Genomic DNA, 15723 nt, shown 5'->3' on the forward strand with positions numbered 1-15723 from the left:
CGGCACCTCGCTTAGGCTCGGTGTGCCCGTAATCCGCCAGTGATTTGGGGGGCCGCCGCCACGCGCCATCCATGGCGCGGGGCGGCTAAACCGGCATCCCTGCCGGTTTACCCCCCAAATCCCTGTCCAATTCCGGCCAGCGTGGTTTAACGGGGCGCCTGAGATCAAAAGCAGATCAAGAACGGCTCGCTTCGCATCGTGGTTACCGTCCGCTGTTACAGCCCACAAAGTTGTGTAGATACCTATGCTGCGATGGTATCGACTCGGTTCGCCTGAACTACCAAGGTATTTGCATCAATACCACTGTAGGAGCGATCTACCGTGGTCTTGGCAATCTCCAACAAATGCCACACCGCCAGCATCTTCGCCCGCCCTGGGCTAGCCAACAGCTCGCCGCAATCGAGCGCCGTTGCCGGAGCGCTGTCGAGCAAGCTGGCGGTGTAGAGCAAGGCATTTTCAAAACTCAGATCGTCGTTGACGTTGTGGAAACCCTGGCTGGGCAGGTAATGGTCGATGGCGCGTTTGAACGCGGTACGGTCTTTTGCAGGATAGAGGGGGGATCGGGTACGACTTTATTCATGGTGTAGCTCCGCGCTGGATTAGGGGAAGACACCCGTCGCGACTAAACCAGGGACACGGCTTGCTGGCCTTTTAAAGTTGTTTCAAGGCGCTAACTCGGCGGACCGCTTGTCGGATTTATTACCGTTTTTTTGAAGTTTCACGCCGCTTCCTACGTAGAACTCGCCAGAGAACGGTTGTTGAATTCCGAAGTTGGTAACTTCTAAGATGTTATTTTGTGAAGGAATAATTTGGTGTGTGAAAGTTAATTCATTGCCTCTTCTTTCTGACAATTAATGGTTTTCTGAATTTAATGAGTGAAATTTCCTAATCAGATGTAACTGAATTCCTACAAGGAAAAATTATTTTCGTTGCAAGTTTCTTCTTGTCTACTAAATTGTGAGTGTCACTGCGGTTTAGTGGCGATACACGACAATATGAGGAACTTGAAAATGAAAAAATCAGAGTATGGCGAAGTTATCTATGATTTCGACAATGACTATGGATTTAACCCGTATGCTGGCAATGCTGGCGCTTCAGGAAGTCAGGGGGGATGTGGCGGAAGTGGAGGGTGTGGAGGTGGCGGTGGATGTAATGGAGGAAGTGGTGGCTCCGGTGGATGTGGTCACAACTCGATAGAAGAACAAACACTTGCCAAAGAATAGGTTTATTTACCCACTTGACGGGGTTTCTTAGGCAGCGCCTGAAACCCCTACTGGGGATCACATAATGAATATAGCCATTCCTAACTATCAGATTCTCAATTTTGAAACGGAAAGTTTAGTAATATCCGATGCTGGTATCTCTAAGGTGCATTCACGACCGATCTTGAAGGCGTTGCGACAGATACAAATGTCTCGTGCGCTGACGAAGGATGAGTTGGATGAAATACTCGCCGATAATGGCTTGAATGCAGCCAGTGCATTTGAGTTTCTGGAGAAAATAATTCCGTTTGCGGCGGCTAAGGAGCTTTATTTTGAAAAGACTATAGTTGTGCACTCGTGGGAAGGGAATGCCGGGATTGAAGACTTATTTAGACAAGAGTTGTCGGGTGTCGTAGAGTTTAAAGATTTTTCAAGTGATATAGTAAGTTCTGTTGCGGGGTTTAGGTGTTTTATTGTGTTGTTATGCCATTCTTATGATTATGAAGGCCTGAAAGAAATACATTTTGACTTGGCAAAAATATCACCAGCTAGCGCTATTAGCGTTTGTTGGCCGATGGGCGGTTTTTTTTGCATCGGGCAACCTTATATCTCGGAGGTCGGAAACCCTTGTCATTTTTGTACCGTTGATAGACTTATTCATAATGAGTCAGTCAAACGGGTGAAAAACAACTGGGCATCGGCATTGGCGTTTTGTAAAAATGAACATGTCAATGTGCCCTTTAAGAAGTTAAGTTTGTATCAAGAGTTGGTGGTTATTGGTGCAATTATTAAAAATGTGAAGTTTTTTACTGAGGGCGGCGTATTGCGCAAGTATCATGATGATGTGTTGTGCTCCTCGTATGTGCAATTAAGTGACGGCAGAGTATTTCAAGAGTCCAGTTCCCACTGGTATATGTGCGATTGCCTGGAGGTAAGGAAGTGAAAAATATTCCGCATGACTATTATTTTAGATTTATAGACCCTGCCGTCTATGAGGCAGTGCTTGATTTTCATAGTAAAGGTAACTTCACATTTCATACGGCGTTTCAACATTGCACTGGCCTCCATACACTGGACGAAGAACATCTGAGCCAGTTAACCGGAAATGAGCTCGTACTCTATCCTGATATGGGGCTAACGGTCAGCCTTGGATTGTCCGAGGGAGATAGGGCTGAATGCTTATACAGAAATGAATCATGCGAGAAGTTTTTGTCAGCGTCTCTGAACTTTGAAGTGCTTGAAAAACTGGTGTCACCTCTTGTCTCTAGGAGTGTCGGAGCACACAAACGTGGGTATCCGAGTGCAGGAGCACTTTACCCTGTTGAGATCTTTATTTGTTCACTAGCTGAGAGTAATGCAGGTTGGCCCATTAAAGAGCGCGTTTTGCACTTGCTTCCTAGTTCTAGGAGGTTTGAAGTAATGCAAGTTAATGTGGATTTTGAATATGCGAAGGCGGCTATAATGGGTTCGTCTGGAGAACGGCTTGGTTTTCCGAGTTTGGCTATTGTTTATTCAATCTATATGCCTAAAAATATTTTCAAATATAGGTATCGTGGTTATCGCATGGCGCTTATGGAAGTTGGTTCTATTTATATGCTTGTGGAGATTCAAGCAAAAAAATTAGGACTTGCCTGCCGCCCGTGGTCTGCTTATACGGACTCCATGGTATGTAAGTTACTGGGGGTTAACCCCGCTCTGTTTTTTCCTGTATGTATTCACTTAATAGGGAAGCAGCATGAAACTTGTTAATGCAATGCAGAAGCCGGATCTTCCTGGAACATTATTGTTTCAACCAGCCGGACTGCTCTATTTGCCAAATTCTGTAGAGGTGTCAGATGCTCTTTCAGTTAACGGGTCAGGGGTAGGCGGGGGCGCACGCTCTATCAAAACTGCCTTGGGAGAGTATTTTGAAAGGCGTCATTTTTATAGAGAGGTTTTGTCGATAAAGTGCGGCTTTCTTAGTGACTCGTTGACGAGGGCTGAAGTTGATGGTTTTGCCAGCGCGCTTACACAGACGGCTTCAAGGCTGATATCAATTGAAGAGGTTAAAAAACATCACTTCTCACTGACACAAGTTATGAGAGCTTCTGATTTTTCTGAGTGCTTAATTCCCACTGTATGTATTTCTCTTTCTGCGCACGGCCTCGAAAAGGATAATTTTTTATATCCGCTGAGAGACACCTGTGGGTGCAGCTTTTACTGGAACGTGGATGTCGCGTTTTTAGGAGCTGTAAAAGAGTATCTTGAACGACAATTTCTACTGAGGTTTTGGCTGACTAAGCAATGCCAAGCACTGTTCTCTCTCGGTAAAGTTGAGTGTCTCTTACGAGGGAGGAATGTTAAATATTTATATGATGCGCTAATATTTTCCGGTGAGGTTTCCATTTTTGATATTTCTGACAATCGTTTTCCTGGGGTTTGTTTGTTGGCGGTTTATGGCCAAAACGATAGTGATCGACATGTGAAGTATTGTGCGGGTATGTCCTATTCAGGTGACGTCGGCGAAGCGTTGGAAAAAGCGCTGCTTGAGCTGTGGCAAACTTATCGTTTTATGGATTTGTTTAAATCGATCGGGTCTGATGAGCGAAAAGTGGAGGATGACTATCTTCGCTATTTTATGACCTGTAATGAGTATGGTACCTATCGTGAAATAACCGATTATGTGGTTGCTGATGGTGACGATAGGGAAACTTCTTTGCAGTTTTCATTGGAGGTTTTTCTGTCGGTGCTTAACGGGTTGGGTGTGTCGGGTTATTTTTATTCTCGGCGCGCCAGGATTAATGGGGTTAATTGCGTCTTTGCAAAGTATGTTTCACCTGATCTGTTTCTTCATATGAATAATTCAAAAAACATAAATCTGAGAAATAGTTACTCAAAAAGCTTTGAGTCTTTAATGTTTTCGTCTCGTCTGAAAAAAATGGTGCCGTTTCCGTGAGGTGAGCTATGCATATCTACCCATTATCTAAGCCTTTCTTGCTGGCAAAGCTTTTTATTAAGGAACAATTGAAAGAGCCGGTCGCCCTATTGTGGATCGTAATATCCCCAGTGGTAACCTTCTACTTGATTACTTACGCTGGGTACACTGGCGGAGAATCTTTACGTGACTACGCATCTGCCACTTCATGGTTTTACGCTTTCATTTCTTCAAGCGTTGCACTGTTTGGTTTGGCGTTTTATATAGTAGGGCGAAGAGAAAGTGGTTTTTTGCGCTCCTTTGTGTATACAAAGCGTACTAAGATCACCTTTCTCGCTGGGCAGTTTTTAGCGTACTCATTTATGTCGCTGATTTATTGTTCGGTATTTTATGTGCTGACGCGGGGCTATTTTGGTTTGATGGCCTTGGAAGAGTGGTTGGTTATTGTTGGTCGTTTCTATATGTGTTTTTTGCTTTTCTCTACTCCATCCTTATTGTTGACGCTGGTGCCCATAGGCTTTCAAAATACTAATACTCTTTTTTCCATATTATCAGTCTCTATGTTGGCGCTGGGTATCGGTAGCCTTAGCACCTCGTATTCACTATTTAACGTAATCGATCTTTTTAATCCGATGGGGTGGGCCAATCGCCTGATGTTGGTGGGGGTGACCGGGTCCGCTACATTGGTAGCGTCGATTTTAGGAATGATCATTGTCACAGGGTGGTTTGTGTTCCGATTTTTACTCATCAACCCCGTTTGGAGTCGGTACTGATGAAACGGCTAATCGTGGATGCACTGGACTTTAGGTACGGTCAGCATATTTTATTCAAGAGTGCCTCATTGGAAGTCGAGGCCGGCACAATGATAGGTTTATTGGGGCCTAATGGTTCCGGAAAAACTACGTTTTTTGACGTGATCTGTGGCCTGAAGAAATTGAATGGCGGTGAAGTGCAACATTCATTCTCCAAGCTACTTTACCTGTCACAGATCATCGCAACGCCTCCCGTATTTCGAATGTTCGATGTTTTTAACATGATGATGCTTTTTTGCTCCGATACGCGCGTAACCCAGCGGCACGCCTTGGAAAAAATTGAAAAGTGGAGCCCTGGTATTGCTGAACGCTATTGCGAAATCTGGAAGAAGAAATCATCCCTTTGCAGCTATGGCGAAAAGCGTTGGTTTTTCACCTTGTCGTTATTGTCCGTTAACGCAGACCTGGTGATTTTGGATGAGCCCACTGCGGGGGTTGACCCGGAATTTCGGTACCACATTTGGCGGTGTCTGGAGGGTGCGGCGGCGGAAGGTGTGGCGATACTTGTGTCGTCGCATAACATTGACGAGATCGTCACTCACTGCGATGACTTTTACATGCTAAGCCAACAACGCTTTAATCGGTTTTCCAATGCCGAGGGATTTTTGAGCAGGTACGGCGGCAGTACTTTGGATGAGGCATTTATTCACGCGGCGAGTCTGCCCAGAACTTGAGATGCTGGTATCGGTGTCTGAATGCCTGCGAGATGGGAACGGGTTTCTCCGCGATAGTGGTCCTCGATGGAGCTATCACCCTAGCGTGCAAGCCTGACGCTTATCAGTTGAGACTGACCGGTAACTGTCCGGCTCTTTTCAACAGTGACCCGCTGTAAAAGCGGAACCAATAGCAGCCATTACCGCAGGAACCGATATGTACGCGGTCTGACCCGAGATACTGGTCGGATTTAAGGCCGCCTTCGCAGGCAAGCCAGCTCCCACATTGGATCGCGGGGCATCAGTTATATCAGCGTCGGCTGTCAGGCCGTCGCGGGAGCAAGCTCTCTCGCCACAGGTCCGGCGTCGCATTAAAGTTGTGTAGATATCTATGCTGCGATGGCATCGACCCGGTTCGCCTGAACTACCAAGGTATTTGCATCAATACCAAGGTAGGAGCGATCCACCGTCGTCTTGGCAATCGCCAACAAATGCCACACCGCCAGAATCTTCGCCATGAAAAAAGGCCAGCAAGCAACAGTATCTCAGCGTATCCCCGGAACAAACGCCACACTCCCTCCCTCCCGCGCCTTGAACAACCGCTCCCCATTATCCGGTTGCGTCGTCACCACTTGATGATCCACCCCCAGGAACGCCAACGGCGCGGGCTCGTCCTTGGAATACTGCGCGACGATTATCGTACGTTGCGGATCAAACCCCTGGCCGCTGGTTTTCTCCAGCCAGGCCATGAACGCGGCGCTGTCGCCCTGGCGCGGGAAGTCCTGGCTTTCGCTGACGTAGTAGAAAGGTTTGCCGTGGTTTTGCAGGTACATGGGCAGTTTGTTGTCGACCTCTACCAGCACCAGTTGCCATTGGTTCCAGGGTGCGCTTTTTTCTGCCTGGGCTTGCAGGTCGGCGGCGAAGCGGGTGACGCCGCCGTTGCCGTTGGTCCAGGGGTAGATCACGCCCAGCACCAGCAAGAGCAGGCCTGCGCTGAGGCCAAAGCCTGTTTGCCAGCGCGGCCAGCTCGAAGGTTTTTTGTGCAGGCGTTCACTCAGCCACCAGGCGGCGAGCAGTTGGGCGAAGGGCACCAGCGGCAACACGTAGTAGCTGCGGCGGCTGCCGCTGGCGGTGAAGAATACAAACAACAGGCCCAGGCCCCACACCAGCCAGCGTACGTTGGGCGGCGCCTTGCGCCAGTTGCGCACGGCCAGCCACAGGCCAAGTATCCAGCAGGGTGCCCAGGGTAGGGTGTAGACCGGCAGGTAGATCAGGTAGGTGTAGATCGGCCCCATATGGTCGAAGGGGTTGAAGAAGCGCACCACGTTTTCGCGGAACACCAGCTCCAGGCCGCTCTCGCCGTAAGTAGGGGCACCGTAGCGGTGGGGCAGTACAAAGGGAATCGCGTACACGATGCCTGCGATGAGCAGGGCCAGCACCAGGCGCAGGTTGAGGTGGCGTTTGTAGCGGTGTTCGCTGAGCAAGTGTGGCAACAGCACCAGGCCCGGCAGCACCACACCGATCAAGCCCTTGAACAGTGAGGTGGCGGCCAGCAACAGGAAAAACACCGTGTAGCGCCCCAACCGCGTGTCATCCGGCCCACGCCAATACCACCACACCGCTGCCAGCACGCCGCACACGGTGAGGACATCGGCGGTGGCCACGCGGGCCCAGAACAGGAAGTAGAAGGTGGTGGCGAGCATCCACCCGGCAATCAGCCCGGTGCCTTTTCGAAACAGGCGTTCACCGATCAGGTACACCAGCCAAATGCTCAACCACGCGGCAATCACCGATGACAGGCGCAGCGACCACGGGCCGAGGCCGCCGAGCAGATGGGCAAACCCGGTGATCAGCCAGTAGGAGGGCAGGGGTTTGTCGTAATACGGCGTGCCTTTGAGGTATGGGTCGAAATAGTCACCGCTTTGCAGCATCTGCAAGGCGATATTCGCCCAGCGCGTTTCCGGCCCCCACAGGTCGCGGCTGCCCAGGCCCAGCAAGAGCAGCAAGGCCGAGGTACCCAGCAGTAACACCAGGGCGCCGCGTTCGGTTTTCCAGAAACTCATGGGATGTTCCCCGTGGCAGGCGCTGCATTCAAGGTTGTTGGGGGTAAATCGTCAGTACCAGGTTGCCCTTGCGATAGCGTTTGCCGCCGGGGGGCAACTGCCCTTCTTCGCGGTGTTCGCTGGTGCTCTTGACCTGCATCAGCACGCCGACCGACCCGTGTTGGCGGGCCTCGGCCAACCAGGCCTGGACACTGTCCGGCGTGACCTTGCGCTGTGCCGCGTCTTCGTAGTTCAAGCCATAGCGCAGCTCGCCCTGGGTGTTATAAAACGCCACATCGGGCCGGCGCAGGCGCCAGGTCAAGGCCGATGCCAGGCCCAGGTCATTGCTCAGCAAAGCACGGGTAGGTTGCAGTTCGTCCAGATGTTCCAGCACGAATTGGTCGGGCATCTCGTTATCTTCGATCAGGGCCGGCATGCCCGCCGGTAGCAGTGCCACCAGCAAGCCAATGCCCAGGGCGGGCATCGCCCACAACGTCAGCGGGCGCACCGCTTGCAGCAGGTTGGCGAGGATCCAGCCCAGCAGCACGATAAACGTCAGGGACAGGTTGAACATCTCCGCATGGCTATTGCCGTACAGCGGGCGGGTGATTTGCAGGTAGATCAGCGCCACCATGGCCGTCATGCCAAGCACGAAATTGAGCGCGCCGTTGATGACTAGGGTGCGGGCCTTGCCTTGCTTGATCAGGTCGATCAAACCGTGGCCCATCAACAAGGCCAGGGGCAACAGGCACGGCATGATGTAGGTCGGCAATTTGCCTTTGCTCAGGCTGAAAAAGCCCAGGGGCAGCAGCAGCCACAGGGCAAGAAAGGCAATCGCCGGTTGGCGCTTTTCCTGCCAGGTTTTTAGCAGGGTGCCGGGTAGCAAGGCGGCCCACGGCAGGCACGCCACCACCATGATTGGCAGGAAGAACCACATCGGCCGCGCATGCTGTGCGTTGTCGGCGGCAAAGCGGCGGATGTGCTCATGCCAAAAAAAGAAATGCCAGTAATCCGGTTCCCGCAGGTGGATCGCCAGGGCCCATGGCAGGCACACCAGCACGGCAACCAGTACCGCCAGCGGCCCGTAGCGCATCAACTCACCGACGCGACGCTGCCAGACCAGGTAGGGCACGGCGATCAAGACCGGCAACAGCCAGGCCAGGAACCCCTTGGTCATGAACCCCATGGCGCAGGCCACGCCCAACACTGCCCAGGCACCCAGGCGTTCCCATGGCGTGCGGCAGTCCAGGGCAAACCACAACGCCATCAGGCTCAGGTTCACCCACAGAGTGAATTGCGGGTCGAGGTTGGCATACCCGGCTTGCCCGGCCACCAGGCCAAAACTCAGGTAGAGCAGGGCGCAGGCAAAGCTCTTGCGCGGCTCGTTCCACACGCGACGGGCGAGCAGGTAGGCCAGCACCACACTCAGGCCCGTGCTCAGCACTGAGGCGATACGCACGCCGAACAGGTTTTCACCGAACACCGCCTGGCCAAGGGCGATCAGCCAATAGCCGGCGGCGGGCTTCTCGAAATAACGCACACCCATGAAGTGCGGCGCCACCCAGTTGCCGCTCATCAGCATTTCCTGGCTGACCTGGGCGTAGCGGGTTTCGTCCGGCGTCCATAAACCGTGAAAGCCCAGGGGCAACAGGAAGAACACGGCAACGCCCAGCAATAGCCAGGACACAGGGTTTATGCGAGGCATGCGCACATCGCTCCATAACGTTCAAGTACGGGCAATGGCGGTATTAACTTAATAGGGCGAAGCATCGTAAGGGTCACTAAGTTGTTGTTGGAGAGCATAACTAACAGACGCGGCTAAACATGCCAGAGTGGGGCTGTCGTTTTGCTGAACGTCTCAAGGCTTAATATGTAAACAAGTGTAATTAAAGTTGTTTAAGTGCGGCGGTCCACTCTTCGCTGTTCATGGTGCCCATGGCCTTGAAGGTGCCGTTGGGCAGCACCTTGACGAACAGTGCGCTGCCGTACTCTGCAGCGGCTGCGTGAGGGAAGCCGAGGCTGGTCTGGAAGTCGCTCATGCAGGCGCTGTGGGTGATCAGCATCAGGTTGCGTCCCGGCTGCTTGTGGCCGAGGATTTCATCGCCCATGGCGTCGCCGCAGATGGCCAGCGGGCCGGGGGACAGCTCGGTCTTGCCGAACATGAACAGTGACGTCTGGGCGGTTCGCGTGGTCGGGCTGCTGAGCACATCAGTCAGGGCCATGCCCAATGAATCAAAGGCTTTGCCCAGTTCGGTGGCGCGTTGAGTTCCGTTGATTGTCAGGCCATCGGCGGGCCCGAAGCAGGGGTTGGCTGAGCGGTCGCAGCGCTCTTCATGGCGCACCAATATCACCAGCTCACCCTCGCGCCAACTGGCGAGCACCCCGGAGGTGACCAGGCGATTGCCCACGCTCAGGTCCGGCGGCGAGCTGGGCCAGAATAAAAAGCCCGCCAACAACAAGGCAGTAACGCTGATGCCAAGCAGGTGCAGGCGGTATTTTCTCAGGCGTTTTAACCTTGATCTTTTGGGTTGGGGGTTGGCCAGGATCATGTCTGCCACGCGGTTCATCCTCGGCACTGTTAATGGTGTTTATAAAAAGGCGGCACAACTGGGCAGTTGCCCTTGGTGAGGCACGAGACTGTCACAACTCCGCTGTCTTTTTGCTGAACACTTGCATGTCAGGAGTGTCACTTGGATTAACTAATAAGTTGTGAGTCACTACGAGTTGGCGGGCACTTTAAAGTTCGGCGGATGGGCAGACGGTGAAATCCATGTGAAAAATTTGCGTAGGCACGAGCGTCAGCCGTTATTCTCATTGCTGGTCCTTCAGATGAGCGTTCTTATGTTGCAGGTGCAAGGTGTTGTTAAAAACTACGCGACCCCGCAAGGCCCGCTGACCGTCCTGGCCGGCGTCGACCTGCACCTGGGTGAGCGCAGCAGCCTGGCGTTGATGGGCGAATCGGGCAGCGGCAAAAGCACCTTGCTGCACCTGGTGGCCGGGTTGGACCGAGTGGACGCCGGCAGCATCCGCATCGGCGAGCAGCGCCTTGACCAACTCAACGAAGGGCAACTGGCCCATTGGCGCCGCACGCAAATCGGCCTGGTCTTCCAGCAGTTCAACCTGATCGGCAGCTTGCGCGTGGAAGACAACCTGGCGTTCCAGGCGCGGCTGGCGGGGCGTTTCGACCCACACTGGCAAGCGCAATTGGTGGAGCGCCTGGGGCTGGGCGACTTGCTCCGGCGTTACCCCGAGCAACTCTCCGGTGGCCAGCAGCAACGGGTTGCCGTCGGGCGGGCGCTGGCCTCGCGGCCGGGTTTGTTGCTGGCTGACGAACCCACCGGCAACCTCGACGAAGCCACCAGCGATGAAGTGCTGCAATTGCTGTTGGACCTGCTGCGGGACAGCCCCACCAGCCTGCTGATGGTCACCCACAGCCCGCGCCTGGCCGCACGGCTTGACCGGCAAGTGGTGCTGCACCGTGGGCGTGTCGTGCCGATGGACGCTCGCTGAGATGGCGCTGTTTTACTGGACGCTGCGCGCGTTGCTGAGCCACTGGCGGCGTCATCCGGTGCAATTTTTCAGCGTGCTCACCGGCCTGTGGCTGGCCACCGCGCTACTGACTGGCGTGCAGGCCCTCAACAGCCAGGCGCGGGATAGCTACGCACGTGCCAGCCAATTGATCGGGGGCGAACCCCAAGCCAGCCTGGTTGCGCCGGACGCCGCCAGTTTCCCCCAGGCACTGTTTGCCGAGCTGCGCCGCGCCGGCTGGCCGGTATCCCCGGTGGTGCAGGGGCGAGTGGTGCTCCAGGGGCGTGACCAACAGCGTCTGCAACTGATGGGCATCGACCCGGTGTCGTTGCCCGGCAGCGGCAGCGTGGCGGGGCAACGCTTGAGCCAGGCGCAGATGCTGGCGTTTTTCGAGCCGCCGGGGCGTACCTGGGTCGCTGCGCAAACGTTAGAGGCGCTGGGGTTGCAGGCGGGCGAGCAGCCGCTGACGTCCACCGGGCAACGCCTGCCACCGTTGCAGGTACAGGCCGATATGGCGCCCGGCCTGCTGCTGACCGATATCGGCTTTGCCCAACCCCTGCTCAACATGCCTGGGCGCCTGTCGCGCCTACTGTTGGACAACACCTTCGCCGCCCACCACCCCACGCCACCCGCCGCGCTGCAACTCAAGCAGGGCGAGGACAGCAACCTGTCACGCCTCACCGAAAGCTTTCACCTGAACCTGGATGCGGTGGGTTTTTTATCCTTTGTGGTGGGGCTGTTTATCGTGCATGCGGCCATCGGCCTGGCCCTGGAACAGCGCCGCGGCCTGCTGCGAACCTTGCGCGCCTGTGGGGTCAGCGCACGCATGTTGATCCTGAGCCTGGGCGTCGAATTGGGCGCTTTGGCGGTGTTGAGCGGTGTGCTCGGTATCGCCAGCGGCTACCTGCTGGCCAGCCTGTTGCTGCCGGATGTCGCCGCCAGTTTGCGCGGCCTGTACGGCGCCGAAGTCGCCGGCCAATTGAACTTGAGCCCCTGGTGGTGGCTGGCCGGCCTGGGCGTGAGCCTGCTCGGCGCATTGCTCGCCGGAGCCAGCAGCCTGTGGCGCGCAGCGCGTTTGCCGTTACTGGCGCTGGCCAACGCCCAAGCCTGGCATCAAGCCCATGGGCGCTGGCTGCGGCGCCAGGGGTGGGTGGCGTGCGCGGCCCTGGCGATCGCGCTGTTGGCGCTGTGGTTGGGCGATAGCCTGGCCGCCGGGTTTGTGCTGATGGCGGCCTTGCTGTTGGGCGCGGCGTTGGCATTACCGGTGCTGCTCAACGGGTTATTGAAAGCGGTGCTGGGGCGTAGTCGCTCGGTACTGGGCCAGTGGTTCCTGGCCGATTGCCGCCAGCAACTGCCGGCCTTGAGCCTGGCGCTGATGGCGTTGCTGTTGGCCTTGGCGGCGAATATCGGCGCCGGCTCCATGACCTCGGGCTTTCGCCAGACCTTCACCCATTGGCTGGAGCAACGTCTCACCGCCGAGCTGTACCTCAACCCGCAAAATCCGCAGCAGGCCGAGCAACTGAAGACGTGGTTGACCCGCCAGCCCCTGGTGCAGGCCGTATTGCCCGCCTGGCAGGTGGCGGTGCAACTGCAAGGCTGGCCCGCCGAGGTGTTCGGCGTGGTCGACAACCCCACTTATCGTCAACACTGGCCGTTGCTGGAGGCGGTGGACGCGCCCTGGGACCGCTTGCTGCAAGACGACAGCCTGATGCTCAGCGAACAACTGGCGCGACGCCTGAAGGTGCAACTGGGCGACACGGTGTCCATCCCCACCCCGCAGGGCGCCTGGGCGCCGAAGATCGTCGGCATCTATGCCGACTACGGCAACCCCAAGGGCCATCTGCTGGTCAATGCCCGGCACCTGTTGGCGCATTGGCCGACGCTCTCACCGGCACGCTTCAACCTGCGGGTAGCGCCCGCCGACGTGCCGTCGCTGATACGTGAAGTGCAGCGTGAGTTCGCCCTGGAAGACAGCCGCATCGTCGACCAACAGCAACTCAAGGGCTGGTCCAGCCAGGTCTTCGAACGCACCTTCGCTGCCACCGCCGCGTTGAACAGCCTGACCCTTGGCGTCGCCGGCGTGGCGTTGTTCATCAGCCTGCTGACCCAGAGCCAAAGCCGACTCGGCCAACTCGCGCCGTTGTGGGCGCTGGGCGTGACGCGCCGACAATTGATGCTGCTCAACCTCGGCCAGACCTGGCTGCTGGCGGTACTCACGTTGATCCTGGCGTTGCCGCTGGGGCTGTTGCTGGCGTGGTGCCTGGATGCGGTGATCAACGTGCAGGCCTTCGGCTGGCGCCTGCCGCTGCAGGTATTCCCCGGGCAGCTCGCGCAATTGCTGGGGCTGGCGATGCTTGCCACCTTGCTCGCGTCGGCCTGGCCCTTATGGCAGTTGTACCGCAGCCGTCCGGCGGATTTGTTGAGGACGTTCGCCCATGAAGATTAAGGCATTGGCGTGCATCGCCTGGTTACTGCTGAGCGGCTGCGACCAGGCGCCCGCACCCGAGGACAGTTTCGCCGGGCTGGGCAGCGATGCGGCGGACTTTGCCCAGGTGGTGCCCGGCAAAGTCTTCAGCTTCCCCGAGGACCACGGGCCCCACGACGGCTTTCGTATCGAATGGTGGTACGTCACGGCCAACCTCAAGGATGCCCAGGGCAATGTCTTCGGCGTGCAATGGACGCTGTTTCGCAACGCATTGAAGGCCGGCCCCGTCCAACCGGGCTGGCGCGATTCAACCGTGTGGCTCGGCCACGCCGCCGTCACCTCCGCCACCCGCCACTACGCCGCCGAACGCCTGGCCCGGGGTGGCGTGGGGCAAGCCGGGGCCCAGGCAGAGCCGTTCAACGCCTGGATCGACGACTGGAACTTCGCCAGCCGCCCCGGCGCCGCCAGCCCCCTGGCCGACATGCAACTCAAGGCCAGTGGCGCGCAATTTGCCTACGACCTGCACCTGACCTCCAGCCGCCCGCTGGTGCTGCAAGGCGACCATGGCTACAGCCGCAAATCCGACCAGGGCCAGGCGTCGTACTACTACAGCCAGCCGTTTTTCACCGCCAGCGGAAGCGTCAGCCTCGATGGCCACACCTACCAGGTCAGCGGCCCAGCCTGGCTCGACCGCGAGTGGAGCAGTCAACCCCTGGCCGCCAGCCAGACCGGCTGGGACTGGTTCTCCCTGCACCTGGACCGCGGCGCGCAGCTGATGCTGTTTCGCGTGCGGCAGAAAGACGGCGCCGGTTACCTCACCGGCACCTGGATCGACGCCCAGGGCCACACCGAGACCTTGCACAACCGCGACATCCAGCTCACACCGCTGACTACCACGGCCATCGACGGGCGCAGTATTCCCACACGCTGGTCGCTGAAAATTCCCGGCAAACAGCTGGACATCACCACCGAGGCCGTCAACCCGAAGGCGTGGATGGACTTGGGTATTCCGTACTGGGAAGGGCCGGTGCGGTTTGAGGGTGGGGTGGGTTATTTGGAGATGACGGGGTATTAGGGGCGCTTTCTGTAGGCGTTCATCTTTTGCTGTGTAGGCAACTTCCCAAACGTAATTTTTGACCCCCGCCTGCTTGTGTCCGGGCTGTGGGTGCTTACTTATATTTCGATGCCATCTTTCTCGGTATCGGAATCCAGGACATGGCGTACGGCTACATCAATCAACAGGCTACATCCTACTCATTTTTGAAATCACAGCTATGGCACGCAGGGTTGTTGCAGGGCCCAGATCATTTTGATGTGCTGAATAAACACCTGCGCCAAGGAATGGTGAGGCCGGGTGAGTTGGTGATTGTTCCAGAAACGTCCAGTGCCCATTGCTCAATCGAAGAAGCCTGGTTGATGCGCCATGCTGAAGAGATTAGTCGCCAACTGGACCAGAATGTGCCGCTCGATAGAGCAAGAAACACAAATTACGACTTGGCGCAGAGCATTCTGGGGTATGGGTCGATAGGCATCGGCAGCGCAACGTCGGCTTGGAGCCGGCACCTGCAGGCGGTTGCACAGACTTTGGAGGAAATCGAGCAGTTGCATCGGCAATTGAAGGACGGTGGTTTGGACAAAGAGTTGTTTATACGACAGCGTCAAAGGATGTTTGGCGTTTTGGATATGCAACTGCAAGGGGCTGCGCGATTTGGTTCTGGATTGCGTGGCAATCAACCGCTTAAGGAGGCGCTTGGGATCTCGACCAAAAGCTATCTGCATCAAGGCGAAATTGTGGGGTATGCGCAACGGGTTCAGACGATTACGCAGATGTCGAGATGGTTAAAGCAAGGAACATATCTGGGGTTGGCGTTGGATGTAGGCGTGGCGGGTTTGGAAATCAAGGAGGCGTGTGTGGTGGGAAGGGAGGCGCAGTGTCGGCGGGCGAAGTATGTGGAGACGGGGAGGTTGCTGGGTGGAGTATTTGGGGCTGCTGTTTTGGGCAAGCGTGGAGCAACTATTGCTCGCAGTGCATGCCGGATTGCATTGGGTGTTTCACTGAAAGGCAACGGTGAACTGGCTTGTGGGATTTCTGTTTTTTATACACATCTCCCAGCCCACGAGACCGTCTCCTATATTTTGTATTCCGT

The 15723-nt window shown here is 55.9% G+C and carries 14 protein-coding genes and 1 pseudogene; 10 read left to right on the forward strand and 5 right to left on the reverse strand.

Features of this window, described 5'->3' with window-relative positions; all coding sequences use genetic code 11:
• Positions 1–242: 242 nt before the first annotated feature.
• Positions 243–580: pseudogene (locus GIV35_RS26180) on the reverse strand (DUF6124 family protein).
• A 473-nt stretch (positions 581–1053) separates the two neighbouring features.
• Here GIV35_RS26180 and GIV35_RS26185 point away from each other — a divergent pair.
• The 6 genes from GIV35_RS26185 to GIV35_RS26210 all read left to right on the forward strand — a co-directional run bounded on the left by GIV35_RS26185 (position 1054) and on the right by GIV35_RS26210 (position 5602).
• Complete coding sequence (locus GIV35_RS26185; RefSeq protein WP_198716466.1) at positions 1054–1197, forward strand: hypothetical protein; 144 nt, start codon at positions 1054–1056, stop codon at positions 1195–1197.
• 90 nt (positions 1198–1287) lie between these two features.
• Positions 1288–2145 (forward strand): McbB family protein, encoded by an 858-nt coding sequence (locus GIV35_RS26190; protein ID WP_236265869.1) that lies wholly within the window; start codon positions 1288–1290, stop codon positions 2143–2145.
• A complete protein-coding gene (locus tag GIV35_RS26195) occupies positions 2142–2951 on the forward strand; it encodes a SagB/ThcOx family dehydrogenase (protein WP_236265868.1) in 810 nt (269 codons plus the stop codon). Before GIV35_RS26190 ends, GIV35_RS26195 begins: the two co-directional genes overlap by 4 nt.
• Positions 2938–4137 (forward strand): YcaO-like family protein, encoded by a 1200-nt coding sequence (locus GIV35_RS26200; protein WP_236489168.1) that lies wholly within the window; start codon positions 2938–2940, stop codon positions 4135–4137. Before GIV35_RS26195 ends, GIV35_RS26200 begins: the two co-directional genes overlap by 14 nt.
• 8 nt (positions 4138–4145) lie before the next feature.
• Positions 4146–4889 carry a hypothetical protein gene (locus GIV35_RS26205; protein WP_054917470.1) on the forward strand — a complete coding sequence of 248 codons (744 nt, stop codon included), beginning with the start codon at positions 4146–4148 and terminating at the stop codon, positions 4887–4889.
• The gene (locus GIV35_RS26210) at positions 4889–5602 is read left to right on the forward strand and encodes an AAA family ATPase (protein ID WP_213152752.1); all 714 of its coding nucleotides are present in this window, start codon (positions 4889–4891) and stop codon (positions 5600–5602) included. Before GIV35_RS26205 ends, GIV35_RS26210 begins: the two co-directional genes overlap by 1 nt.
• A 368-nt stretch (positions 5603–5970) precedes the next feature.
• Here GIV35_RS26210 and GIV35_RS27295 read toward each other — a convergent pair whose 3' ends face one another.
• The 4 genes from GIV35_RS27295 to GIV35_RS26225 form a co-directional block, all read right to left on the reverse strand.
• On the reverse strand, positions 5971–6099 hold the full coding sequence (locus GIV35_RS27295) for a hypothetical protein (RefSeq protein WP_254989796.1): 129 nt from the start codon (positions 6097–6099) through the stop codon (positions 5971–5973).
• Between the two features lie 27 nt (positions 6100–6126).
• Positions 6127–7644: an ArnT family glycosyltransferase gene (locus GIV35_RS26215; protein ID WP_236304513.1), complete on the reverse strand. Its 1518-nt coding sequence runs from the start codon at positions 7642–7644 to the stop codon at positions 6127–6129.
• Between the two features lie 28 nt (positions 7645–7672).
• A complete protein-coding gene (gene arnT / locus GIV35_RS26220; RefSeq protein WP_236265806.1) occupies positions 7673–9328 on the reverse strand; it encodes a lipid IV(A) 4-amino-4-deoxy-L-arabinosyltransferase in 1656 nt (551 codons plus the stop codon).
• A gap of 181 nt (positions 9329–9509) precedes the next feature.
• Positions 9510–10190 (reverse strand): histidine phosphatase family protein, encoded by a 681-nt coding sequence (locus tag GIV35_RS26225; RefSeq protein WP_236265807.1) that lies wholly within the window; start codon positions 10188–10190, stop codon positions 9510–9512.
• 274 nt (positions 10191–10464) lie between these two features.
• On the opposite strand from GIV35_RS26225, the gene GIV35_RS26230 reads away from it, so the two are divergent.
• The 4 genes from GIV35_RS26230 to GIV35_RS26245 all read left to right on the forward strand — a co-directional run.
• Positions 10465–11133: an ABC transporter ATP-binding protein gene (locus GIV35_RS26230; protein ID WP_020301318.1), complete on the forward strand. Its 669-nt coding sequence runs from the start codon at positions 10465–10467 to the stop codon at positions 11131–11133.
• A gap of 1 nt (position 11134) precedes the next feature.
• Positions 11135–13597, forward strand: coding sequence for an ABC transporter permease (locus tag GIV35_RS26235; protein WP_236485945.1), 2463 nt, complete (start codon positions 11135–11137; stop codon positions 13595–13597).
• A complete protein-coding gene (locus GIV35_RS26240; RefSeq protein ID WP_105227260.1) occupies positions 13587–14651 on the forward strand; it encodes a lipocalin-like domain-containing protein in 1065 nt (354 codons plus the stop codon). The genes GIV35_RS26235 and GIV35_RS26240 overlap by 11 nt, the downstream gene beginning before the upstream one ends.
• A gap of 140 nt (positions 14652–14791) precedes the next feature.
• Positions 14792–15723: hypothetical protein (locus tag GIV35_RS26245; protein WP_236491446.1), on the forward strand; the 932-nt coding region annotated here is incomplete at its 3' end.

It is taken from the genome of Pseudomonas sp. PA-1-6B (assembly GCF_021609545.1).
In the GTDB taxonomy this organism is placed as follows: Bacteria; Pseudomonadota; Gammaproteobacteria; order Pseudomonadales; family Pseudomonadaceae; genus Aquipseudomonas; species Aquipseudomonas fluorescens_BV.